At 48.8% G+C, this 25,384-nt stretch carries 22 protein-coding genes; 8 read left to right on the top strand and 14 right to left on the bottom strand.

Annotation, left to right across the window (positions count from 1 at the left end):
* Positions 1–57: 57 nt before the first annotated feature.
* The 4 genes from atpE to ACZ5PW_RS02910 form a co-directional block, all read right to left on the bottom strand.
* Positions 58–381, bottom strand: coding sequence for an ATP synthase F0 subunit C (gene atpE, locus ACZ5PW_RS02925; protein WP_015853585.1), 324 nt, complete (start codon positions 379–381; stop codon positions 58–60).
* A 92-nt stretch (positions 382–473) separates the two neighbouring features.
* Positions 474–1,160 carry a F0F1 ATP synthase subunit A gene (gene atpB, locus ACZ5PW_RS02920; RefSeq protein ID WP_464557886.1) on the bottom strand — a complete coding sequence of 229 codons (687 nt, stop codon included), beginning with the start codon at positions 1,158–1,160 and terminating at the stop codon, positions 474–476.
* A gap of 5 nt (positions 1,161–1,165) precedes the next feature.
* Positions 1,166–1,588 (bottom strand): ATP synthase subunit I, encoded by a 423-nt coding sequence (locus tag ACZ5PW_RS02915; protein ID WP_464557884.1) that lies wholly within the window; start codon positions 1,586–1,588, stop codon positions 1,166–1,168.
* The gene (locus tag ACZ5PW_RS02910) at positions 1,566–1,835 is read right to left on the bottom strand and encodes an AtpZ/AtpI family protein (RefSeq protein WP_464557882.1); all 270 of its coding nucleotides are present in this window, start codon (positions 1,833–1,835) and stop codon (positions 1,566–1,568) included. The genes ACZ5PW_RS02915 and ACZ5PW_RS02910 overlap by 23 nt, the downstream gene beginning before the upstream one ends.
* Before the next feature lie 515 nt (positions 1,836–2,350).
* Between ACZ5PW_RS02910 and ACZ5PW_RS02905 the strand changes: the two genes are divergently transcribed.
* The 6 genes from ACZ5PW_RS02905 (at position 2,351) to ACZ5PW_RS02880 (ending at position 8,977) form a co-directional block, all read left to right on the top strand.
* Positions 2,351–4,777, top strand: a complete 2,427-nt coding sequence (locus tag ACZ5PW_RS02905) for a Lon protease family protein (protein WP_464557880.1) — start codon at positions 2,351–2,353, stop codon at positions 4,775–4,777.
* Between the two features lie 5 nt (positions 4,778–4,782).
* Entirely contained in the window at positions 4,783–5,553 is a 771-nt protein-coding gene (locus ACZ5PW_RS02900) for a hypothetical protein (RefSeq protein ID WP_464557878.1), read from the top strand.
* Positions 5,554–5,609: 56 nt separating this feature from the next.
* Positions 5,610–6,101, top strand: coding sequence for a LysM peptidoglycan-binding domain-containing protein (locus tag ACZ5PW_RS02895; RefSeq protein WP_464557876.1), 492 nt, complete (start codon positions 5,610–5,612; stop codon positions 6,099–6,101).
* Between the two features lie 111 nt (positions 6,102–6,212).
* A complete protein-coding gene (locus ACZ5PW_RS02890; RefSeq protein WP_464557874.1) occupies positions 6,213–7,406 on the top strand; it encodes an ion channel in 1,194 nt (397 codons plus the stop codon).
* Complete coding sequence (locus ACZ5PW_RS02885) at positions 7,399–7,914, top strand: cyclic nucleotide-binding domain-containing protein (protein ID WP_464557872.1); 516 nt, start codon at positions 7,399–7,401, stop codon at positions 7,912–7,914. The genes ACZ5PW_RS02890 and ACZ5PW_RS02885 overlap by 8 nt, the downstream gene beginning before the upstream one ends.
* A gap of 193 nt (positions 7,915–8,107) precedes the next feature.
* Positions 8,108–8,977: a septal ring lytic transglycosylase RlpA family protein gene (locus ACZ5PW_RS02880; protein ID WP_464557870.1), complete on the top strand. Its 870-nt coding sequence runs from the start codon at positions 8,108–8,110 to the stop codon at positions 8,975–8,977.
* Between the two features lie 348 nt (positions 8,978–9,325).
* Here ACZ5PW_RS02880 and ACZ5PW_RS02875 read toward each other — a convergent pair whose 3' ends face one another.
* Positions 9,326–9,619, bottom strand: a complete 294-nt coding sequence (locus ACZ5PW_RS02875) for an integration host factor subunit alpha (protein ID WP_464557868.1) — start codon at positions 9,617–9,619, stop codon at positions 9,326–9,328.
* Between the two features lie 122 nt (positions 9,620–9,741).
* A complete protein-coding gene (locus ACZ5PW_RS02870; RefSeq protein WP_464557866.1) occupies positions 9,742–10,164 on the bottom strand; it encodes an HIT family protein in 423 nt (140 codons plus the stop codon).
* A gap of 179 nt (positions 10,165–10,343) precedes the next feature.
* On the opposite strand from ACZ5PW_RS02870, the gene ACZ5PW_RS02865 reads away from it, so the two are divergent.
* Complete coding sequence (locus tag ACZ5PW_RS02865) at positions 10,344–11,375, top strand: elongator complex protein 3 (RefSeq protein ID WP_464557863.1); 1,032 nt, start codon at positions 10,344–10,346, stop codon at positions 11,373–11,375.
* 238 nt (positions 11,376–11,613) lie between these two features.
* Positions 11,614–13,281 carry an FAD-dependent oxidoreductase gene (locus ACZ5PW_RS02860; protein ID WP_464557861.1) on the top strand — a complete coding sequence of 556 codons (1,668 nt, stop codon included), beginning with the start codon at positions 11,614–11,616 and terminating at the stop codon, positions 13,279–13,281.
* A gap of 65 nt (positions 13,282–13,346) precedes the next feature.
* Here ACZ5PW_RS02860 and ACZ5PW_RS02855 read toward each other — a convergent pair whose 3' ends face one another.
* From ACZ5PW_RS02855 to ACZ5PW_RS02820, 8 genes are all read right to left on the bottom strand, one after another.
* Positions 13,347–14,924, bottom strand: coding sequence for a hypothetical protein (locus ACZ5PW_RS02855; protein WP_464557859.1), 1,578 nt, complete (start codon positions 14,922–14,924; stop codon positions 13,347–13,349).
* A gap of 140 nt (positions 14,925–15,064) precedes the next feature.
* Positions 15,065–16,837 (bottom strand): ATP-binding protein, encoded by a 1,773-nt coding sequence (locus ACZ5PW_RS02850; protein ID WP_464557857.1) that lies wholly within the window; start codon positions 16,835–16,837, stop codon positions 15,065–15,067.
* Between the two features lie 238 nt (positions 16,838–17,075).
* The gene (locus tag ACZ5PW_RS02845; protein WP_464557855.1) at positions 17,076–17,765 is read right to left on the bottom strand and encodes a response regulator; all 690 of its coding nucleotides are present in this window, start codon (positions 17,763–17,765) and stop codon (positions 17,076–17,078) included.
* Between the two features lie 70 nt (positions 17,766–17,835).
* Positions 17,836–19,677: a methyl-accepting chemotaxis protein gene (locus ACZ5PW_RS02840; protein WP_464557853.1), complete on the bottom strand. Its 1,842-nt coding sequence runs from the start codon at positions 19,675–19,677 to the stop codon at positions 17,836–17,838.
* Between the two features lie 13 nt (positions 19,678–19,690).
* Positions 19,691–20,884 carry a SpoIIE family protein phosphatase gene (locus tag ACZ5PW_RS02835; protein ID WP_464557851.1) on the bottom strand — a complete coding sequence of 398 codons (1,194 nt, stop codon included), beginning with the start codon at positions 20,882–20,884 and terminating at the stop codon, positions 19,691–19,693.
* A gap of 2 nt (positions 20,885–20,886) precedes the next feature.
* Positions 20,887–21,909 carry a chemotaxis-specific protein-glutamate methyltransferase CheB gene (cheB, locus tag ACZ5PW_RS02830; protein WP_464557848.1) on the bottom strand — a complete coding sequence of 341 codons (1,023 nt, stop codon included), beginning with the start codon at positions 21,907–21,909 and terminating at the stop codon, positions 20,887–20,889.
* Complete coding sequence (locus ACZ5PW_RS02825; RefSeq protein ID WP_464557845.1) at positions 21,906–24,680, bottom strand: response regulator; 2,775 nt, start codon at positions 24,678–24,680, stop codon at positions 21,906–21,908. The genes cheB and ACZ5PW_RS02825 overlap by 4 nt, the downstream gene beginning before the upstream one ends.
* A 36-nt stretch (positions 24,681–24,716) precedes the next feature.
* Positions 24,717–25,373, bottom strand: a complete 657-nt coding sequence (locus tag ACZ5PW_RS02820) for a chemotaxis protein CheW (RefSeq protein ID WP_464557843.1) — start codon at positions 25,371–25,373, stop codon at positions 24,717–24,719.
* Positions 25,374–25,384: the final 11 nt, after the last annotated feature.

The raw sequence follows: 25,384 nt of genomic DNA, 5'->3' as shown, positions 1-25,384 counted from the left end.
TATTTTAAAAAAAAGGAGGTCCGAAGACCTCCTTTAAATATTTCCAGCTCCTTGAAATTAGCCGATCAGGGGGTTAGCGAAGAGCAGGATCAGGTTAACAACGAGAGCGTAAATGGCCAGGGATTCTACGAATGCCAGACCGAGAATGAGGGTAACAGTGATTTTACCACCAGCTTCGGGGTTACGTGCAGTACCTTCACAAGCAGCTTTCAGACCGAGGCCCTGACCGATACCACAACCGGCAGCAGCAATAGCCATACCGATAGCGGTAGCAGTAGCGGTAGCGGAAGCAACTTCAGGAGCTACGCCAGCAGCGAATGCTGCACCAGCAGCGAGAACCAGAGCCATGGTGTTCAGAACGATAAGCAGAGCTTTACGCATTGTAAAATCCTCCAAAATATAAGTTTATTTAAGCGGTCGTACGACCATTTCCCCAAAATTAGTTTGCCTTCAATGTTCTTAGAGCCTCACTCCTAGTGAGCTTCTTCCAGAGAGCCTTTCAGATAAATCATAGTCAGCATGAAGAAAATGAAAGCCTGGATCACTTTTGCCAGCATGAACAGGAAGTACATGGGCAGAGTGGCAAATACAGGAGCAAGAATGAACAGAAGAACCAGAACGATTTCCTCACCTCGGATGTTACCGAACAGACGCAGAGTAAGCGAAAGCGGACGGGAGATGTGGGAGACCAGTTCAATGATGAGCATCAAGGGTGACAGAGCCGGAATCGGGCCCATGAAATGCTTGATGTATCCGGCACCGTGAAGTTTGATGCCTATGTAGTTGTAGTAAAGAAAAGTAGCTACGGCCATTGCCGCGTTGGTGTTGACGTTCGCGGTGGGAGCGTCAAACCCGGGAACAAGTCCCATCAGGTTCAGAACCAGAATGTATACGAAGAGTGTACACATGAAAGGAAAAACTTTGCGTCCGCCCTCACCGACGTTGCTAACGACAAAATCTTCCAGTCCGCCGATTATGATCTCGGCCAGGTTCTGTACTCCTCCCGGAACCAGACTGAGTTTTCTGGATACAATGAAACCCAGAATAAAAAGAACCCCCATTCCGAACCATGTGTACCACACGTGGTTGGGAATTTGAGTTCCCAGAGCATGGTTAAGCTCTGTCATGATCAATAATGGATGTGGTAAACCTCCAGCCATGATCCTTATGCCTCCTTCACTTTTTGCCGAAATCCGGCTACGCCCCAAAATATCGCATTCACAACTACCGTACTAAGACCTGCCAGAAGAGCGTATATCGAACACTGCCCCCAGACTATGAGTCCGTATATGGCCAGCCCCGATATAAGCAGCCGACCGTAGAAGCGAACTAGCAAGGACACAACTGCGCCCTTACGCATATAAGCCAGATGCTGACCGAATTTAGCCAGCGACCAGAAGTTGAACGTAATCAGAACCGCTCCTGCTGCCAGACCCAGTGCCCAGTTGGCAAACCCGATGGATAACACGGCAGCGATCAAACACGTTCCTGCAACCAGATACAACTGATTTCGTACAAGGCTGCGTACGTCCGGATGAGTGAAGCCCCGCCTGTGGAGGAATGATTCAATCTTCTGATTTATTTTCATTGTTGCCGGGACCTTTCCCCTGATCCTTTTTCTGGATCCGCTGCACTTCTCCATAAACATTCTTGAAACCGGCAGCGATTCCGAAGCACAAGAAAACAAGCAGAAGCCAAGGCTTCGTTCCCAACCATTTATCGAGATACCACCCGATAGCCAGCCCGACAAAGGTAGAGGCAACCATGTGGGTTCCAATCGTTGCGGCATTGCCTAGCAGATCGAGAACCTCTTTATTCCCTTTAAAAAAGAGCATTGCCACTGTTCCTTAATAATAATTCGGGGTGGACTTTTCGCGCAAAGAGGACTTTGCGCAAACCTTCACAAGTGAGATTCGTCTAGCACAATCACCAATCCTGAGTCAACGGAATCTTTGATCCAGATCCTCTATTTCACTGAAAATTATCAAATGAACGACCAATGAACGAGCATATTGGCAAAAATCACATGAAAGTCATATCCTTGAAGAGCTTTCTGTGCAACAGCTATTTTGTTTTTGAACACTCATTCAGCCCTTAATTACATTTCAAAAAAACATAAACATTTAGTATTTAAGATAAATTTATTTTGTATAAAATTTCACAATCAACTTTTGCATAATTGACCCAATTGACAGAACTTGAAATATAACAGCAATGGCAACCTGCCGTTTTTCATGCCACTAATTTCACCTGTCCTCATGCCGGGAAGTGACATTTTGCACTTAACAACGTAAGTCTAAATAAACAGACTTAACTTTACCGTTTCAACCACAGGATACTTTCAATAAATATGACAGCAAAAGAACTATCTCTGAGCAGACTGAGCTCTCGCCTTGATCCCTCTAAAATCCAGTATGAATCAAGCCTTGATATTCCGGAATCTGCCGGAGACTACGATCTGTTCCAGCCCAGAGCCCTGCAGGCTTTCCGGATGGCTCTGGCCATAAAAGGAACCTGTCACAACCTTTATCTTTCCGGCGATGCAAACTTAGGGCGCAGCTACTTCTCCAGGGAGTATTTTAAAATCAGGGCAGCAAACCAGCCGACCCCGCCCGACCAGCTGTACCTGCACAATTTTTCTCATCAGGACCGTCCAATAGCGGTCTGCCTGCCGGCAGGGAAAGGTAAGGAATTCAAGGAGGCCATGTCGGAAGCGGTTTCACAGCTGAAAGACCAGCTTCCGGCCTGGTTTGAGCGCGAACCGCATATCAAAGCCCATGAAGAAATTTCTCGTTCTTTTCAGGACGAACGGGAGGACCTCTTTACCGATATGGAAGCCCTTGCCAAAGATCGCGGCTTCAACCTTGAAATTGATGATCAGGGCGGACTTACCCTGATTCCGCTGATTGAAGGGCGAATTCTCAATGATGAAGAGTTCGAGCGGCTTGACCCCGATTTGCGCAAAACTCTACGCAACTCAGCTGACGATCTTCTGGCTGAAGTTACTGCAATACTTCGTCGCATCAGCAAAACAGAAGAAGGGTTTCGCAAGGATGAACGCAAGCTTCATCAGGAGAGTGCCAGCGAGTTGCTCAAGGAACTGCTTGCCCCCCTGCACAAGGACTTTGATCAGTTTGAAATTATCAAAAACTACCTCGAAGATATAGAATCGGAGCTTCTCGATAATGTAGACCTGTTCATGGGCAGAGACCAGCAGGGCTCCTCACCTATCCCGGGCCTCCAACTGCCGGAGTCCTCGCCTTCGGATGAACTTTTTTCAAAATTTGAAGTCAATCTTCTGGTGGATAACAGTGAAACACAGGGGGCCCCGGTGGTCATGGCCGACCATCCCACAGCTTTCAACCTGCTGGGTTCCATTGAAAGGGAATCTGAAATGGGAGCCCTCTACACAGACTACACTCTGATCCGGGCCGGAGCCATACACAAGGCTAACCACGGCTATCTGATCGTCTACGCCGATGACATTCTGACCACTCCTTCATCATGGGAAGGACTGCTCAGGGCCCTGCGCACTGGACAGGCCAAAATCGAAGACCCGGTTGAGGGAGAACAAATCCGGACCAAAACAATTGAACCGGAGCCGATTCCCCTGGATCTAACAGTCATTCTTATCGGATCTGAAGACACTTATGAACTGCTGCTTTATAATGATGAGCGGTTCGGCAAATATTTCAAACTCAAAGCCCACCTGCAACTGGCTGCTGACCGGAATGCTGAAAATGTGAGAAGGTTTGTCAAAGTTCTGGGTAAGATAATCAGAGAAGCCGATCTGCTCCCTTTTGACCGCGAGTCACTGGCCCGTATTGTTGACCACTCCAGCCGACTGGCGGAAGATCAGAAAAGGCTTTCCCTGCGTATCCCTCTGATCAAGGAAGTTCTGGTTGAAGCCTCGGCGCTGGCGAAACTGGACGGAAAAACCATGGTCGACATTGCCTCTGTGGCTGAAGCTATCTCCATGAAGGACTTCCGGGCCAATCTTTATGAAGACGAATTCATGAAGGAATACGACCGCGAAGTTATCAAAGTTGAAACCACGGGGGAAGGAGTCGGACAGGCCAACGGTCTTTCCGTAACCCTTTTCGGAGATTATGAATTCGGCCTTCCGCACCGCATCTCCTGTACAGTGGGCGTTGGGCACGGCGGGATTCTGGACCTCGAACGCGAAGCGCGCATGGGTGGCCCGATCCACACCAAAGGCATGATGATCATCAAAAGTTATCTCGTAGGCCTTTTCGCCCAGGACAAACCAATAGTCCTTACCGGAAGCCTTTGCTTTGAACAAAGCTACGCTGGCATAGAAGGAGACTCTGCCTCGGGAGCTGAACTTGCCTCACTGCTCTCATCCATTTCCGGAGTACCCATCAAGTTTGACTATGCCTTTACCGGTGCAGTAAGTCAGTCCGGTACCATAATGGCTGTCGGCGGAGTAAGCCGCAAAATAGAAGGCTTTTTTGAAGTATGCCGCCGCCGTGGATTAAACGGCAGCCAGGGAGTTCTCATTCCAGCTGATAATGTGCTAAACCTCATGCTGAGGGATGAAGTGGTTGATGCAGTTGAACAGGGTAAATTCCATATTTACCCTGTTAAGACAATTGAAGAGGCCCTCCATATTCTCACCGGAGTAAAAGCCGGGACAAAAGGAAGGAACGGTAAATTCCCGGCCGGAACCATCTACAGTAAAGCGGACAAAAGACTGGCGGAACTGGCAAAGCTGGCGGCACAGGCCGAATGTAAAGCAGTTAAAAGAACAGGATAGGAACCATGTCCAACTCATGGATAAAGGAAAAAATGCCCGAATTTGTACGGGACACCTTCAGGGACTTCTGTCTTGCAGGCAGCGCCCTTGAAGAACAGTTCGAAACCTTTGACCGGGAACGCAGTGTCAGTTTCGAAGTTCTTAACGATCTTATAGGCAGTAACATGCACAAGGGACTGCTCTGGAGACTTAAGGATACTGCCCACCTTCTCTTCCGCAATGAGGAGGCAAACCACCTGTCCGGGAGATTTCTGGACTGGGGAATGGGATATATATTTCACGAAGCTTTCAAGCTGCGTGAAGACGCATACCAGAACCTCAATTACGCACCGCTCTTCTCCAATCTTCGCGGCAGGGAAACAATGCTTCCTGAATCCGAGATAGGTCAGGATTTTGTGCAGGTTGTTGAACAGACTGAAGAAAGCATGGAGCGTGAGATAAGCCGAATCCGGTTCATTATCGCCCGTTGCCGCAAACTTTTTCCTATCTATCTGAACAACCACAGCGACAACACCCTGCTGGGACGACTTCTTTTTTCCCAGAATATGCTTATCAGAGAAGTATTTCGTGAAGAATATGAAAACCTTGTGGACACAATTTACGGTGAACACCCCGAGATGCTTTTTGTGCTGGCTTCGAGGAGCCTGAGAAAGGGGGGATGGATGGATAAAGCCGTTGAAGCGGCAGGGCAGGCTTATAAGCTGAGCCCCAAAAATCCCAAAGTGTTGCAAGAAAAAGAAATAGTTGATAATTGGACAAAAACAGTTAAAGTATAACTTGTTGAAAATGGGTACCCAAGTTAATTTACTAATGTGAGGAGGCCTCGAAAAAAATGAAAAAACTGATCTGGCTCGCAATTGCCTTCAGCCTGATGTTCGCATGGGGATGTGCCAAAAAGCAAGTTCCTCAAGAAGAGGTTGTGGTAGTTGAAGAAACCGAAGTTGTTGTAGTTGAAGAAGAACCCGCCGTGGAAGTTGAGGAAGTTGTTCCTCCGACTCCCATGGAAATCTACGAAAGTGAATACAGAAACCTGCCCACTTCCCATGTGGTAACCAAAGGCGAGTGTCTGTGGTGGATTGCTGAATACCAGCAGATTTACAATGATCCCTTTATGTGGCCCCTCATTTATAAGGCCAACAGGGACATGATCAAGAACCCTGACCTGATTTACGCTGGCCAGAACCTTGAAGTTCCCCGCGCAGGATTCAGTCTTGAAGAAGTTAAAGCAGCCCGCAAGCAGGCCGGTGCTCCCTGGAAGGCTCTTGAGCCTCAGGAAGATGCAGTTGTTCCCGGTGAAATGAAAGCTGCTCTCGGTTACCTGTAGAAATACACGTAATTTCCGGACGTTAAGCCCGGCAGTCCATTATGGACTGCCGGGCTTTTCCTTTTCTTTATCCTTGAAAGTGAAACTGAAACAAAGCTATAGTTGGTAAAGGTGGAATCATTTTATAAACCGGTGCTCAACCCCATATTAAAAACTATGTCTTTCAAAGAGTGGCTAAAATCAGGATTCGGTAAACTGGTCATTGCCACCGGAGTTCTGCTGCTGCTCAGCACTCTGGGGTTTTACTGGCTGGAATTGCAGGAAGGAAGTGACACAGGGATTTCCGGAGCTTTATGGTGGGCAGTAGTAACCCTTACTACTGTCGGATATGGAGATATGGTCCCCGCAACTGTTCCGGGCAGAATTCTCGGAGCACTGGTCATGATCTCCGGTATCGGAATGGTTTCTTCATTGACCGGTAATATGGCCTCCATGCTCGTGGAGAGGAAGGCCAAAAAACGCAAGGGACTTTTGAAAGTGAAGATAAACAACCACGTCATTATCCTTGGCTGGAACGACTACGCCATAGGCCTGATCGACTCGCTCAAAAAACAGCCGGACCGCAAGCACTTCAGCCTGGTAATTGTCAGCAGCCTTGAGCAGCAGGAACGCGACGAAATAGCCTTCAAGCTCGACCTTGGAGAGAATCTGCACTTTGTTCACGGGGATATCAGTCAGGCCAATATAATATCCAGATCAAGCCCTGAGACAGCACGAACAGTATACGTTCTATGCCAGGACGGAGTTGAAGCAAAAGAATCTGACCAGCAGGCTATCTATGCTGTACTTGCCCTGCGCACACTGGCCCCCAAAGTTCCGGTCTACGCTGAAATAGCCATGCCTAAAAATAGAGAGCACCTGCTCAGGGCCGGTGCGAATGAAATTCTCGTGCGCGGTGAGATTTCCAGCCGCATGATGGGAATGATGGGAATCAATCCATCCATGTGGTCCTTCTTCAGAAATCTTCTTGGGATTGATAATCCTGGACGCCTCCAGTTCAAACCCTGTTCGGCAGAAGAAAAAACTAAAAGCTGGAAAGAACTGAGCAACCATGTCCGGGAAAACGAAGGAGGTCTTCCTGTCGCGGCCTGCAGGCTGGGCAAAAGCCTCTCCCTTCAAGATGTAATGGATGAGAGTTCGGCGCTGGACCAGTTTATTGTCGAACTTTTCAGATCTTCAGGGCAAGATACCTCTTTGGGCATGCAGGGTCCTGAAGTTGTGATCAATCCTCCGGACAATGAACCGATGTCAAACTATGACGCTTTACTGATCATCAACGCCTCAGGAGGCGAAGGTGATGTTTGATAAAATGAAATCCATACCTCTGTTCCAGGATTTGGACGAAAATGAACTGCTTCAGGTAAAAACAATTTTTGCCAGTATCGCTGTCCGCTCCGGGACAAATCTTATATCAGAGGGAGAGGAAGGCGATGAGATGTTCATTTTAATTGACGGAAAAGTTCGTATCTCCAAACGTATGCTTATAAAAGGCATGAACATCCCGCTGGCGGAAATGAACAATCCGCGCAAGGTTCTGGCAAACCTTGATGACAGCAGCTATCCGGTATTCGGTGAAATAGCGCTCATTGACCGTGATATACGTTCAGCCACTGTAACAGTTGTAGAGGACTCGGAATTTCTCGTAACTGACCGCGACAAATTCTTTGGGCTCATTGAAAAGCACCCGGCAATAGGCTGCAAACTTTTTATGACCATAGGCAGAAGACTTAGCGCCACGGTAAGACGCAGCAATAGTGAAATAGTAAAACTTACCACAGCTCTGGCACTGGCCCTTTCCCGTGCCGGGCAGTGATCTGTTCCTTTAAAAATTCCCTTCACTTTCATTATCAGTTGCATGAGGCTTTTAAAGAACATACTTAATTACAAAATCCAGTTTATAACCCGTGATTCTGGACTTTAATTCCACCTGCAACTATGGAGGAATAAAAGTTTGTCATTTAATCGGTCATTTCAGATCAATGCATTTCCCATAAAAGGAGGGCTCTATGTCGAGATACTGTATAATCCTCGCTGCCCTGTTGCTCTTATTTTCAGCAGGCTGTGCCAAAAAAAGAATTTACTCCACCCCGCCCGTAAGCAGGCACAAAGTTCAGAAACAGGACTCGCCCGAGGTGGTTAAACCGGTATTGAAAACCGATCCATACACTGTACACGGAAGAACCTACATTCCGCATCTCTCTTCAAAAGGATATAAGGCTGAAGGGCTTGCTTCATGGTATGGCGATGACTTTCACGGAAAGACCACGGCAAACGGTGAGACCTACAACATGTACGCCATGACTGCAGCCCACAGGACCCTGCCCATGGGAAGCATGCTTGAAGTGACTGACCGCCACAGCGGCCGTAAAGTTATCGTCAGGGTCAATGACCGTGGTCCTTTTGCCGACCCGGATCTGAGGATAATTGATCTTTCCTATTCAGCTGCCTCAAAGCTGGGAATTGTCAACAAAGGACTGACACCGGTTGAACTGAGAGCTATAGACGATGTCAACGTGGAACCGGTTTCATCCGAGGATATTGTAGCAAGTACTGCTGCACCGGCAAAGGATATTATAGTTGAGCAGACAGTTCAGGCTGAACCGGAAGTCGAAGAGATACTCATATCTGAAACTGCTACAATGCAGGACACTTATTACGTTCAGGTAGGCTCATTTACCGAGTATGATCGAGCAACCGCTATCCTTGAAGACCTGCGTAGCCGGGGTTATGAGGAATCAAGAATGGTTGAAGTAATTGTAAATGGCCAGAAATACATGCGTGTTCAAGCCGGACAGTTTTCCTCCATACCTACCGCTGAAGATGCCATCAGCAGTCTCAGCCCCGACTATGGGGAAGTATTTATTGTGACCCAGTAATAAATAAAACGGCTGCGAATACAATTCGCAGCCGTTTTTTTAATCTTTTGCCAGTAGTAATTGATTACACAAACGCAGAATGAGAACTAGCCGGCAACCCGGTATACTTTTCGAAAAAAGCGATACAGTTTTGACCCAGAACTGCCGTAAATAAACACAGCCGGAAAACACCGGTCCAGCAGTTCATGAAGTTTAACTCAAACGCCAAATCGCGCAATCCCGAAAGTTCGTAAAAAATCAAACATCAGACAGGTGTTGCTCTGGCAGCAGTTCAATGCAAGGGATCTATACAGACGCACTGATCCCTTTTAATTGAGAAATGAATCCCCGCCTGAAAAACAGACCAGACTAACCGTTCAGTTCTGATCTGAACTTACGTGAAAGTCTGAAAACAACCACCTTGCGCGCGGGCAGAGTAATTGCTTCGTTGGTTTGGGGGTTACGCCCCTTGCGAGCATTTTTGTCATAAGCTTCAAATTTACCGAAACCGCTGATGAGCATTGCGTGGTCTCTTTTCACAGCAGTCTTCATGATGTCCAGAATGGACTCCACAAGCTCTTTGATCTCAGCTCTGTTCCGATCAGTCTTCTCGTAGATGTAATCAACAACGCTGGCTTTTGTAAGGGTATTTCCGGTAGCCATTTCCTTTCCTCCGTTGTCCCCGGCCCTGGGGTCAGGGGCGGCGGGTTTAATGTTTTCCGCTGCAGCAGCTACAGTCGGCTATTCAGGTAAGGCGTTATCGCAAGGGGCAAGTTATTTTCAACTTAACCCCTTATCATCTTTTCTATCTTCCGGGCAAGTGCCTGGGCTTCATCCATACTCTCGTACTGACTCTGGTCCCAGTGCTTGATCCCGTCATCTTTGAAACGGGGTATTAAATGCAGGTGGGCATGAAAAACCAGCTGCCCCGCCACTTCATTATTATTCATCATAAGGTTCAATCCGTCAGCCCCGGTAGCTTCTACAATAGCTTTACCGGCAACCTGTGCAGCTGAGACTATTTCGCTTCCCAGATCGGATGGAATTTCCCAGATGTTCTCATAGTGCATCTTGGGAATAATAAGGGCATGCCCCTTGTTGACCGGTCCGATATCAAGAAAACCAAGCATCTGCTCTGTTTCATATATCTTGAAGCAGGGAATCTCTCCGGCTACTATCTTACAGAAAATGCAGTCCTGTTCACTCATGGCTGACTTTTGTCCGTTCTCTAGTGTTGCATGTTACAGTAAATAGTCTTAAACGGCTTTCAAAAGAACGTTTAAGACATTTTTACATAATATTTACCCGACCATTTTTTTTTAATCAAGCTAATTTATTAAATAAAGGCTTAATTTGAGTAATTATTCTACATTGGACCGGCCCTGATATGACCAGCATAAGATTCAAACATCCCGAACCAGAACAATACAAAACCCGCATATGGCCGGTATTTATGCCTTTTATAGGCTGCCCGGCCCGGTGCGTTTACTGCTCACAGGAGAGACAGACCGGAACAGGTGCTAAGTCATTAACTGAAATATATCAAGCTATTGAATATGAAATACCTGCTTTTTTCAGCAACGGGGACCGTTCCCCAATGGAGCTTGCCTTTTTCGGAGGAACATTCACGGCCCTGCCATTCGATTGGCAGATAAAATTCATGAAGCTTGCTGCGCGGTTCAAAAAAAGCGGCTTCATCACCAGAATAAGATTTTCTACCAGACCGGACTGTATCACCCCGGAACAGCTTGGGGAACTCAAAGAAGTCGGACTTGATACCGTAGAACTTGGAATACAGTCCTTTTCAGCCCGGACTCTCAAAAGATCCGCCCGCAACTACAGCCCTGAAACTGCCATGAAGGCATGCCGGACCGTAAAGCAATCGGATCTCCAGCTTGTCATTCAGCTTCTTCCCGGACTACCCGGGTCCTCAGACGGCGATTTCCAACAAGATATCGGACAAACAATTGAAATTGCGCCCGAAGCTGTGCGCATATACCCCTGCCTTACAGTTAGGGGAACTGCTCTGGAAAAATTGTACATCGCCGGAAGATACACTCCCTGGTCGCTGGAGAGAGCAGAAAAGGAAATCGCCGCAGCACTAATCAGGCTATGGGAAGCCCGGATACACGTAATCCGTATCGGTGTCGCCCACGAGGAAGGCTTTGAAAAGAATATTGTTGCCGGCCCGTTTCATCCTGCTCTGGGCCAGTCAGCACGCTCCAGGGCTCTTTACCTTTTTCTTTGCTCTAAACTGGAAAAAAATGGAATCACCCCCAGATCACTCTCAATCCCCTCAAAATATTCGGGAGAATTGTGGGGCCACAAAGGAAATCTCAAACCTCATTATGAAAAGCTCGGAATTTCAGCTAAGAATACTGACTTTTCAAAATCAGCCTGTTTTGAGCTCCATTTCTGATTTCCATATTTTATAAAATGATTTACCTTCCTTTCAGTAATTATTCCTGATAACTAACAGAACTTGGGAAGGGATTACACAATTTTTTACTGATGTTCCCTTTTCCGAATAGAAAAAATAAGTCATATTCAAACTGAATCAGGTTATTTTTTAATATCGACCCCGAAGTTATATAGGCACAGCAGAATATGCCTTTTCCCGGGGGATATTCAAATACTATGAAGGAGATAATGCTGTCATGAGTTCACTTAGCGCCGAAGAAAAATATCACAACTACATTCCGGAAGAGAGCCGCAAATATCTTGAAAAAATGTTCGCGACCTTCAAGGAAAGCGTAAAAATAGAAGTTTATACAGAAGAAGGTCCGCACAAGGAATATAATGATTTCACCCTGAATATCTGCCGGGCACTCGCCACCCTGACCGATAAAATAGATCTGCAGGAGTACCAGATTGACAGCGACATGGGCCGCAAAAGAGAAATTATAGCTTCCCCTACGGTTCTGATTGACCCTGATAAATATGACATCCGCTTTCTTGGAGCTCCTGCGGGCGAGGAAGGCAGAGCTCTGGTGGAATCACTTAACCTGGCCTCTAAAGGCGAGGAGGGAGTTTCCCCCACCACAATAGAAATTCTGGGCAAACTAAGTGAAGACAGGCTTATCAAAGTGTTTTCAAGCCCGACCTGTCCATATTGTCCGGGACAGGCGGTTAACGCCTTCAAAGCTGCGATTGCCAATCCAGCCAAAGTCTCAGCATGGTGCGTATCTACTCTGGATAACGAAAATATGGCTCGCCAATATAATGTAGGCTCAGTACCCCATACCGTTATTAATGATAGCGCTACATTTCTCGGTCTTGAGCCGGAAGAACGCTTTATGGCCCAGGTGGTTTTTCTCAAACCTTTGGAAGAAATTCTTGAGGAAATGCGCGAGGAAAGCCCCGCACCGGAAGAAAATGAATTTGAAAATGTGGATCTGGTTATCATCGGCGGCGGTCCGGCCGGGATGAGTGCAGGGATTTATGCAAAGCGCAGTGGATTAAGCTGCATAATCCTTGAAAAACAAGGAGTCGGCGGGCAGGTTGCCCTGACCCCTAAAGTTGAAAACTACCCCGGTTTTACCAATGTTCAGGGATTTGAATTGGTTGAGATTCTTGGCGCGCATGCCCGTGAATACACGGATATTCACCAGTTCGCAGAAGTCCGGGATATCAAAGCTGACAAGCTTTTTGAAATCTATACCGATGAAAAGAACTACCGGGCAAAAGGAGTTCTGCTTGCCACGGGTGTTAACGTGCGCATGCTGGGCGTTCCCGGTGAAGACAAATTTTACGGGCACGGGGTCAGCTATTGCGCCACCTGCGACGGTAACTTCTACCGTGGCGGTAAAGCCATAATCGTGGGAGGCGGTAACACGGCTCTTACCGACGGCCTGCACCTCAAACACCTCGGCGCAGAAGTCACTATAGTTCACCGCGGAGACAAGTTCCGGGCTGAAAAAGTTCTGCAGGAGGCCGTAACCCGTGAGGGCATCAATATCATGTGGGACAGTGAAGTTACGGAGATAATCGGTGATGACCACGTGGAATCAGCCCGGATAGTAAACCGGAAGGACGGCAGTGAAACAATTGTAGATACCGATGTGGTCTTTGTGGCCATCGGCCATACCGCGAATACCGGGCTTGGGGAGAAGCTGGGTGTCGAACTTCGGGATGACGGTTTCATCAAAGTTGACCCCAACCAGCGAACCAGTGTGGAGAGAGTCTACGCGGCCGGGGATGTAACAGGTGGTGTAAGACAGATCATCACGGCCACCGGACAGGGTGCTGCCGCAGCTCTTGCCGCATTTGACGATTTTACCCGCATGTTTGACGAGGATCAGCAATTGACCAAAAATATCTGGTAATCAGCTTAACAGTCAGGAATGGCCGCCCCTAACAGGGAGCGGCCATTTTTACTACAGCTGCCGGACTATCCTTTGTCCGTAAAATCTTCTTCGTTGTTTGTTATTGCAGGGCCATCACTTTTTTCATCACCAGCATCAACCCCGGACAATGTTTCAACATTTGAACATGAGTCGTCATCCCGGCGTGCGGATTCTGTTTCAGGGTCAGCCTTAAGTCCCCTTTCAACGCTTTTCCTGACCTGCCTTGTCCCGAAGTGGTCATCAATCACCTCGTTACGAAGTGCCGTTATGCTGAATATTTCTCCCTTGCCGATTTTGGCGACTACACGGTTCAGGAAATCACGGATTGAAGCCGCGAGATCATCTTCCTCTGCCCCGCTCTCACTGCTCACCTCGGCCAGTTCCTGAAGCCCGTTTATCATCAGTTTGGCTTCAGGATTGTCCTTCAGTTCAAACAGACCGGCTAGAAGGGACGCGTCAATCTTGCCCAACCCATCAGCCAGAGCCGCATAGATCTGGAACTCTTCAACCAGATCACCATCCACTATACCTTGAACCACCTGCAGTAATGATATGTCCTCACCTTCTCCCTCACTGCTGAAAATAACCCGCCAGCGCGCTTTAAGCTCTGTCGGAAGCTCTGAATCCACGATCTGTTCTGCGCTGAGAGTTCCCTTGAGAAAACTCTGAAAAAGAACTCTGCTTGACGTGTTGATGCGATCAATCTCATTGCGCCTTTCCAGCATACGGCTCCGCACACGCTCCGCCACAACCATTTCCGCCAATTCGTCACGCATATCAGGATCATCAATGTCCTCCAGTTCGGCTTTCAGCATTTCACCGTCCAGATTTTTCAAAGATTGAAATTCCATTTTAATGCTTTGATTGCGGGCCCGAGGTTCGAAACGTTCCTTAAGATTTTCATAGCTTCCGTCATCGATATGATCCCTCCACCCGTCGAGTACGATAACCGCGGTAACGGGATCACTGGCAGCAATTGCTTCAAGTGCTCCGTTGTACAGGGCCTGTTTTGCCGAGCTCAGCTTCTTTGACAGGACTTCCGGTGCACTGGAGCGATAGAGTCTTAAAATTGTCCCTTCAAGCAATTGTTCACCATGAAGCAGGGAAGCTGCGTCAGGACTTATGCTGACAACCTTTAGAATTGAATCAATTGTCCGGGCCGCGGTGCTGTCTTTCCATTTCTGATATTCCCGGGTCTGATGCCTCGCCACGGCATTTATGGCGGTTCTACGCCGCGAAGACAGAATGTCCATAAACCGTTCCCTGCATTCATCATCAGGCAGCTCATCGCAGAGCCTGCTGCCCTCACTGCTGAAATAATCATTAACCTCTGTAACAGCAGCCTGTGCCGCCCCTGCTCTCTTCTGCATCACCCCTGTCTCGGGAGCAGTTAATATCTTCTGCAACCCGTCTTCAAAACGGTTGTATGCATCCAGAACCCTCAGATCGCGTTCTTCATCCGCCCTTGCCCGGGCCCTTTCAAGAACCTCAGCGGATGTGCCTGCGCGGATCCCCGTCATCACGGACTCAAAACTGCCCATTTTACTTTTCCCCACCGAGAGCAGACCTTCAGGAATTCCACCCGCATACATTGATCCACTTTCACCTGCTGTAATTTTCATTTTCTGTTTCTCCTTTTGCATTTTGAAATGAAATAAAAACAATTGAAGACAGAAAAATAACAGCCAGGGCGGACATGATTAACCCAACTCATGTCCGCCCTGGCTGTTTTATTAAAATTATCTGTTGATTCTATTGAGGCTTAAACAGCAAGCACTAGAGGAATAGTAAAAATGAAGGCCGTACCATGTGTCTGCCCCTCAGGAGGACTCTGCACCTTAATACTTCCTCCATGATTGGAAACAATATGCCTTGAAATGGCGAGCCCCAGCCCTGTCGAGCCGAAATCATTGCGCCTGAACTTCTCCACGGAATAAAAACGCTCAAAGATACGCGGCTGGTCCGCAGCAGGAATGCCAAGCCCTTCATCCTGAACAATAATTTTCAAATGATTATCCTCAACAAGATGGCCTACCATGACCGGTTTGTTCTCGGGACCATATTTAATAGCATTCTCAAGAAGATTACGGAGGAGCTGCATCAATTGGTCAGGGTCGGCATGAACTGCATACTCCCCGGAAGTCATCCCGGTAACTAGCTCGACATTTCTTTTCTCTGCAAGGCCGGAACAGGCCTGCCAGGCATTGAAAAGGGCCTCGGCAGGGTCCACCCTGACGAAAGAGCTTCGGTCTCGGCCGCTCTCAAGCCTGGAAAGATTAAGCAGATCATCAACAATCTTACACATGTGATTTGCGTTCTTTTCGATCGTGGACAGAAAATTTTTCTGTACTGATTCAGGTGGCGGAGGATCGGACAACAGCGTTTCCGCATAGCCTTTGATGGATGTCAAAGGAGTACGCAGTTCATGGGATACATTCGCAACGAAATCCTGACGGACAGTCTCAAGCCTTTTGATTTTACTTATGTCATGAAAAACAGCTATCGCTCCGGGACCCTGCCCCGGTTCAACTGTATGCGGAGAGCGGACAATATTGACATCATAAACCCTTTCATCGGGAAGTATCACCTGCACAGTCACCGCGTCAGGACCTTCCGGGGAAGTCAGTTCATGGCAGGCATCCTGAAATTCCGGGCTGGGGATGACCTCCAGAGGATGACGGCCAATACCATTATGAACTTCCGGAAAAATGTCCTGCAACGCCCTGTTCACACTCTGAATGCGGCACCGGCAATCCATTACCATGACTCCGTCCCACATTCCGTTCAGCACTGCCTGAAGCTTATTCTTCTGGCTTGTAATTATCCCTACGTGCTCATCAATTCGTTCAGCCATCCAGTTGATGGATTCCGCCAGCGGTATGAATTCCTTGTCTGGAAAATTCCTGATCCTCCGCTTGTAATTCCCCTGCCCGACCGCTTCGGCTGTTCTGACCATGGACTCCACAGATGAACTGAGTTGAAGCGCCACAAAGCGGATAACCCCATAGCAGACGAGGGCGACAATAGGCAGCGCCCAGAAAAAAACCTTACGCACAGTCCCCATCCGTTCACTCAGTCCGGTCAGGGATTCTTCGATAACAAGAAACCCGGCAGGTGTCCCCGGGGATTCATCCACTCTGATCGCGGCATATAAAACCTCGCGGCCATAAGTGGGATCATTGCGGGTTTCAAAGCCAATACCTTCAGACTCCGCCTGAAGCAGTTCAGAACGGATAAGCTGCCAGTTGCTGCCGGACCAAGAGGTCGGTGAATTGATTCGCCCGTCAGGCAGAACAAAAGCCACCTCCTCACCAAGCATATTGGAAACGGCTGCAATCCGTCCTGCGGGGTCTTCACTTTCAGCTTTGATAAATATACGCCGCGCAAGCTCCAGTTTTTCTTCAGCCATATCTATTGAATCTGCAGCCAGATCCGCTTTCAAAAGATAATATGCAAATCCCAAAGGAAGGCTTACGCATATTGCGGCAGTAAGGCACACGGCTATAAAAAGTTTTGTTTTTATAGAGAATCTCATCTTATTTTTGCACAAAAACAGTTACAGATTATGAGAGGGCAGAGATAGACTAGCACTTGATTCATAAATAAAAATACAGTCCGGTTACAATTGAATGCTAATATCTTTACAGACGCAAGCTAAGACCCCGCCTATGAAAACCGGGTGTTAAATGGATTCTATTTCCACCTGCTGAAGGAAAATATCACGCATGTCAGGGTGGCAAACCCTGCCCGTCCAGATCAGGACGGATTAAATACTAAACCTGCTTGAAACGGTATCCAACCCCTCTGACAGTCTCGATATAGTCAGCGTAGGGCCCCAGCTTCTGGCGCAACCTGCGTATATGTGTATCTACTGTTCTGGAATAGCCCTCAAAGTGGGTGTCCCATACAGTATCGAGAAGATGATCGCGTGTGCGGACTTTGCCTTCGTGCTGCAGAAGCTCGGAAAAAAGTTTGAACTCCGTGGCGGTCAGGGCGACAATTTCACCATCGCACTCAACTGTGTGGGCTTCAAAATCCACGGCCAGACCTTCACGGCTCCATTTACCGGGACGCTTCGGCTCGGCTTCGGTGCTGCGGCGAAGTACGGCCTTAACTCTCAAGACCAGTTCGCGGGGACTGAAAGGCTTGACTATATAGTCGTCCACACCGAGTTCAAGACCTACGACACGATCCACTTCCTCACCCTTGGCGGTGAGCATTATCACCGGAATATGCTGGGTTGCGGTTTCCTGCTTCAACCGACGGCACACTTCAAGTCCGTCGATACCGGGAAGCATCAGATCAAGCAGGATAAGATCGGGACTTTCAGCACGTGCCTGTTCAAGGGCCTTGTGTCCATCCATGGCGGTAACAACCTCGTACCCGGACGAAGTCAGATTGTACTTCAACAATTCTATAGTATCATTATGATCTTCTACGACCAGTATTTTATCTACTGACACATTACTCTCCTTTTGGACGGACCATACCTGTAACAATAATACGCATTAAGACGGGACTGTTACAACTATGTTAATTATCGGTTCCATCGTCTGATTTGTCATTATTACCGGCCTCTGCCACCTCATTAGATGCAAAAATATCAGCGTCCTCCACAATCCTGAAACCGTCAACAGCCCCATTAAGTGACTGCACGGTATAGTTCAGGCTGGCAACGGTACGCTTGAACTCCTCAATGGACTCTGTAGTTCCGGCCGCAGTATCACTCAGATCGGACATCGCTTCACTGATCTGCTCGGCACTGTCGGCCTGATCGCCCATGGAACTGGAAACATTTGCAAACCGCGGCCCCAGAATACGGACCTGATCCACTATACGTCCCAGATCGGCACTCATCTTCTCCACCTCATCCACACCGGACCGGACTTCGGTATTGAACTTTTCCATCTCCATAACCCCGGAACTTACAGCTGACTGCATATCCCTAACCATAAGTTCAATGTCCTCGGCGGCAATTACGGTCTGGTCCGCCAGCCTTCTTATTTCACGGGCAACAACGGAAAAGCCCTGTCCGAACTGTCCGGCTTTTTCCGCTTCGATGGCGGCATTAAGTGACAAAAGGTTGGTCTGATCGGCTATGCGGGCGATAGTGGTAACGATCTGATTAATTTTACTGGCTTTTTCATTAATCGCTCCAAGGCGGGAAGAAACATTATCCGTCGAATCCACCAGACTAACCAGAGACTTCTCACGTCTGGCAATGTTTGATTGCAGTGTTTCAGCCATTTTCGCGGATTCACCGGCACTTTCGGCGACATCATCCATGACTTCAACCAGATCTCTGGAGGTCCGGCTGATAAGCCTGCTGGTGGCGGTGACTTCGTTGGTGGAAGCGGCCTGCCTGTTGACAGCGGAATCAATCTGTTCGGCGGTCGCCCGGATCTTGCTGCCCGCCACCGATACGCTGTCACCTGAATCACGTACTTCTCCTATTATACTGGAAAGCCCGAAAATCATTGTTTCAAAGGAAACGACAAGATTTCCAATCTCGCTTCCCGGTTTCATGAACCTTCCTGCAAAGAAGCGATCCTCGGAACGGTGGCGCATTTTGCGGATGGCAACATGGGCATTCTGCAGGTCGCCCTCGGCAATCAGTTTGGCAATATCCGTAATACGTGAAACCGGCTTGAAAATGAGATTAAGACCGAAAATAAGAAAAAACAGGGTAACCGCAATGAATACAATTCCCATGAACACAACAGTTCCCAAAGTCTGATTGGCGGCCCTGTTCATTGCCGCCAGAGGTACGGAAGTTATCATAGCGCATTCTATACGTCCCGGTTTACGAAAATACCCTGCATCCTTTTCAACCGGATATCTGTCCTTCATTGTTTTTGGGGCATCCGCCGGGTCACCGTGACAAACCATGCAATCCGGCTTGTTGGATTCACCTTCAGCCGTAATAAATGACTCTATCCCGTTAATATTGCGTATTTCGGCTATGAAAGGCCTTTTGCCCTCCTGAGCCATTGCGTCCAACTCCTCGATCACGGCGGCTTCATCACCGGTTGCCATATTGGCTGGATTGCGGGGCTTCGTGGAGGCTGTTTTGAAAGTCAGGTCATGTTTATACTGATCAGGTATACGGCTGAATACTCCGTTGGCGGTAAATGATGTTGACTGAAGCTCGGTGACAAAGTGCCCCTCAGGCAGCAGTTCCGTGGCTTTCGGGCGGATAACCGCCCCTGTATGCTTGCGGACGGCCTTCATGGAATGCAGCATGATTTCTGCCTTGCCCCGGTATTCATTCATCAGGGTCTTACGGGTATAGTCGGAAATCAGCCACATGATGGCCACGGTAAGGGCGATGCAGAAAATTACACACCCGATCATGAACTGCTTGCGGATACTCATCACTTAAGCCTCTTTAGATAAATACAAATTCCACCATTGAAAAATCATCTTCATACATCTCGGCACCCTGAAGAGTCCGGGTATACTCGATAAGCTGGTCAATCGGCGCGCCAAGCGGGCCATCGGTCCCGATCATGAATTCGGTGAACCCTTCGAATTCCCACATTTTTCCGTCAGTGGCCTTACGCAGCTCATAGACACCGTCACTGTAGAGGAATAGCCGTGTCCCCGGATCAACCGTAACACAATCACTGCTATAGGTCATATCCGGCATACCACCCACAATCATCCCCTGGGTCCGCAGCTGCTTTGCCTGACCGTCGGAAATAAGCAGGGCAGGGGGATGTCCGCCGCTGGCAAAGGTCAGTTTACGCTCAGACTTGCAGTAAACTCCGTACCACATGGTAAAATAGAGGTTATTCTGCTGATCCATCTGGAAAGAATTGTTCAGTGCTTCGAGCACCATCTCCGGCTTGAGAAAATCGGTGTCAGGCAGAGTCTGCGAGCGCAGAACATTCATGGCAGAAACTGAGAGCAGGGCGGAACCTACCCCGTGATCACAGACATCAAGAAGATACATGGCAAAATGATCGTCATCCAGCCAGTGATAGCCGAAAGAATCTCCGCCAAGCGAAGCCGAAGGTATAAACCGCCAATCGGTCAGAATATCACCTTCTTTCAACGGATTCGGAAGCAGGGAAGTAACGTAGTCTGCAGCCACGGCAAGTTCCTTGCGCAATTCATCCCGACTTTCCATGAGCTGTTTATAGGCTTCATTTCTCTGGAGAAGGTTTATGTAACCTTTGGAGTGATAGCGGATACGGGCCAGCAGCTCGATCCTGTCCGGAAGTTTGACCAGATAGTCATTGGCTCCAAAAGCGAAGGCCTCTGCCTTGGTTGTGGCTTCCTCTTTGGTTGAAAGGACTATCAGCGGGATGTCCTTAAGCTTAGAGTTGACCCGCATGAACTTGACCATGGTCATGCCGTCTATTTCCGGCATGACCAGATCCTGCAGGATCACGGTGGGCTGCAGATCTTCCGCAGTGGGAATAGCTCTGGTGGGATCACTCACAAAATGAAAATCTATGTCCTCTTCACCTTCAAGCATCCGGCGCACAGCCTCACCGACCATGGGTTGGTCATCTATCAGCAGAACAGAAATTTTATGCTGCGTTAGCAGTTCCTGACTGGAATCCGCATCCTTCATGGTTATTTCTCCTGAAATTTTCGATTAAAATGCCTGATCAGCAAAGCCGGAATATCATTAATCGGGCTCACTTTAACAGCCGCCCCCATCTTCACCGCCGCTCCGGGCATGCCCCATACCACGCTGGATTCTTCATCCTGAGCAATGGTCAGCCAGCCGTACTTTTTGAGCTTGAGCAGCCCCTTTGCTCCGTCAGCACCCATACCGGTCAGAATGACAGCCACAGAGTCCGGTGGAAATCCGGAACAGCAGAGACTTTCAAAAAACAGATCAACAGAAGGAACATAAAGAGAACCGCCGGACCCGGAAGTTATCTGCACCTTGCCTCCGGGGCCCATAATCATATGCCTGTTACCGGGCGCAACGAGCACTTCCCCCTTTCGCAGGGGATCACCGCTCCGGGCTATGCTGACTTTCAGCGAAGTCTGGCTGTCCAGCCACTGGGCGAAATTAACTGAAAACTGCCCGTCAACATGCTGAACAACTGCTATGGCAGCCGGAAAATCCTCCGGCAGTGCTCCAAGAAGCGAAGCAAGGGCGGAAGGTCCTCCTGTAGAGCTTCCTATGGCAAGAACAGGAGGAACTATTCTTTTCTCTGCTGTGGCTGCGGGTCTGGATCTGGACGACCTGCCATTACCCTGAAGTTTGCTGATAACTGAAATTTTGGAGATCAGCCCGGAGGCTCCTTCCAGACTTCCACCCGGACCAAGCTCGGGAGTGGCAACAACATCGAGGGCTCCCGCCCCCATCGCCTTGAAAACCTTTGTTGAATGACTCTCAATACTGGCAGTGACGATAAGAATGGCGCATGGGCAATCCAGCATTATCCTGCGGGTGGCCTCTACACCATCCATCACCGGCATAACAAGGTCCATTAGTACCAGATCAGGAGTATCAGCGCAGCACTTCTCAACACCTTTCTCACCGTTCAAGGCGACCCAGGCAACTTCATGTCCGGCAGAGGAAAGAATCTTCTTCAATACCTCCACAGCCATGGTCATATCATTTACAATCCCTATTCTCATTCGCCCGCACCGCCAATAAGATCTTCAACCGCGGAAAGCAGGGTTTCATCATGAAAACTGCTTTTGGTCAGGTAGTAGTCGGCTCCGGCCTCGAGACCGCGCAGCTTGTCCTCTTTGCGGTCCTTATAGGAAACCATCATAACCGGCACGGATTTCAGATCCGGATCAGCCTTTATTTTTCGGGTAAGCTCCAGCCCGTTCATCCTCGGCATATCCACATCAGTTATAACAAGATCATATTCTCCGGCCAGCAGAGCGTTAAGCCCGTCCTGCCCGTCAACTGCCGTATCGACATCGTAACCGTTATTTGCAAGCAGCTTACGCTCCACCTCCCTAACGGTAAGTGAGTCATCCACCACAAGTATTTTCTGAACCTGCACCTGCTCCCGGGATTCCATCCCGACCTTGCCCAGCCTGCCGCCGGAAAGCAGATTATCTATGGAACGCACCATGTCTTCGGCATCCAGGATCAGAACCGGAGAGCCGTCAGGCATAAGCGCAACCGAGTTTACATCGGGGACTTTTCCGAAACGGTGATCCAAAGGACGCACAACAAGATCCTGTTCGCCGAGAAAATCATCAACCACCAGTCCATATCTGTTCATCCGGTCACTTATCACAACAACCTTAACCGGACCTGAATCCGTGGCGCTGAATGGAGTTCCCAGTACCTGCGCCGCGGGAACCAGCCCCACGTTCAGGCTGTCGAGGGAAACATACTGGCGGTCCTCCACCATCCGCAACTCTTGAGGAAACACGGAAGCAATCCGGGTTATTCTGCTAAGGGGAATGGCATAGGGATGACCGGAAATCTGGACAAGAAGAGTCCTTACCACCGAAAGAGTCAACGGCAACTGCATGGAAAAGGACATCCCATGCCCGGGCTCGGACTCCGCCCGCACAGTACCACCAACCTCCTGAACCATGGCATGAACCACATCCAGACCTACCCCGCGCCCCGAAATTTCGGTAACTTTGCCCGCGGTTGAAAATCCCGGCAGAAACAGAAATTCCATGAGCTCGGCACGGCTCATCTCTGCGGCCATCCTAGCCGGAGCCAGTTTTCTTTCCACTACCTTTTCCCGGATGCGTTCAGGGTCTATGCCTTTTCCATCATCACGGATTTCAATGAAAAGCATGCCCGCACGATGCCCGGCTATAACCCTGACAGTTCCTTTCTGCTGTTTGCCCGCGACAACCCGCTCCTGCGGCATTTCGATTCCATGATCCACCGCATTACGGATCAGGTGGTTGAGAGGTGCTTCGAGTTTATCCAGAATATCCCTGTCAACAGAGGTGTTTTCACCTTCAATTACAAAGTCCACCTCTTTTCCCAGTGACCGCGAAAGATCTCTTACAAGACGTGGAAAACCCAATCCACCGTCGGAAAAAGGACGCATGCGGCTGGCAATGACTTCATGGTAAAGCCGTCCGGAAACATTGTCTGAACGTCTGCGGAAAAGATCGAATTCGTTAATGTGCTTAACGAGATTCACCTGACACTCGGCCAGGGCTGTTTTCAGATCATCCAGAACCTCCGAAGGGCATTCCCCATTAATCACCCTCTCTGAGCCGTCTTCCAGCTCTTTCATCAGATCCCGCTGACAGGACTTGAGTCTTAAAAGAGAAGAAGTGAAACCGGACAATCTTCCGGATTCCACCAGAGCTTCTCCGGCAAGGGCCATTAGCCTGTTCAGATTGCCCGCAGAAACCCTGACAACTGCATCATCAAGCGGAACAGACAAAGATGCTGACTTTTCTTTTTCGTCAGTTCCCTCTGTGGAATTTATTTCTGAAGAATAGTCATTGTCCGCAAATTTTCCTGAACTTGCTTCAGACTCAATAACCGAAGGGGGAAGACCTACCGGACAGACTTTATCACAAACCTCCCTGGCTGCATCCTCATCCCCGCGCAGAGCCTTTTCCATACGCTCCATCAGAGTTTTTTTATCAGCCAGAAATCCCTGAATTTTCTCAGTGCCGAGCTTTGACACCTCTTTATAAATATCTGTAGCCGCAAGGAGGAGATCAATCTGGGTGGAAGAAAGAACAATTTCCCCCCGCTGGCAGGAAACCAGAAGCTCCTCCATGGCGTGAGCCAGCTCAACTGCGTCATTCAGGCCCACAATTCTTGCCGCTCCTTTCATGGAATGTGCGGCACGCATCAGCGGTTCAACCCGGTCCGGAGACTGATTCTTCTCAAGCTCAAGCAGCCCGCTGTTCAAGGATTGTGAATGGCTCTCAGCCTCCATTCTGAAAAGATCAAGCATGGACAGATCTGCCAGTGGCGCATCCTGAACGGAATCTTTCTTCTGCTCAATTGAAGGGGGAGAATCATTTTCTGATTCATTTTCAAGCTTATATGCCATCAACTCGGTGGGATTTCTGAACACAGAGAAAAGTTTTTCAATCTCCGGAATATTTTCATCCAGCCAACCGGAAAGACGTTCCATTTCAAGATCACCCAATGCATTAAAAAATCCGGTGGCATTCCGCAGAAGATCGAAATCGGCAGGGCTAAGATTTCTTTGCCCCTTCCGGCAGGATTCAAGCATTTCCTCCATGGCGGCAGCAAGCGAGACCAGTTCATTCAACCCTACAATTCGAGCCGCTCCTCTCAGTGAACGTACAGGGACCATCAGAGACTCAACAGCTTCCGGAGACTGGTCTTTCTCCAGCTCGGAGAATCCGTTGCTCAGGGAGCGTGAATGATTCCGGGCCTCCATTTTAAAGAGTTCCAGCATTGAAAGATCGGCGATATCACGTGCCACTTTACCTGCTCCCTGTCTTGCTCATTATTTCATGACCTATTTGATTGCACGGTTGAAGGCTTCAAACAACAGTTCTTCATCAAGCAGTGAAATTCTTTTATCCCCGACCTCGAAAAGCCCTCTGGTGTAAGCTGCCGGAGCCTTAGCTACTGTGGCAGGAGCTTCAAGCAGTCCGTCCGCATAGTAGTGCTGAACACCCAGCACCTCATCCGCCGCAAAAACCCATCTTCCGGCACCACGGTCCACACAGATAAACCTGCTGTAAATCCTGAACCCTTTTTCCTCATCAGTAAGATGTTCAGCCTCAAGACCCAGCAAATCCCTGACTGAAACCACAGGAACTATCTGCCCCTCCAGACTGGTCACTCCCCTGAAAGCCTTGCTGTTGCGGTGGGGTACATAACGAACAGCCCTCTTTTCAAGAACCGAGACAAAGACATGGGAAGAAAGAGCAAGCCACTCCCGCGCAATACGGAACACAACCGCTCCGGAAGTTTCCGCATTCTCCTCTTCCTTTACCACTGAAACAGCCCTGGTGTTCTCTTCCAGATAACCGTCCGGTGGTTCCCGGTCCAAAAGGGAAAGACCGGCATCTATAAACTGCGGACAATTATAGCAATGGTTCCAGCTTTCCAGTTCCCGGCAGCTCCGGTCACCGGCATAACCTATGGAATTCCAGCATGATTCGTTCATTTCAGACCTCA

Source organism: Maridesulfovibrio salinus, from assembly GCF_055394525.1.
This window is presented reverse-complemented; position numbering and strand designations above follow the sequence as displayed.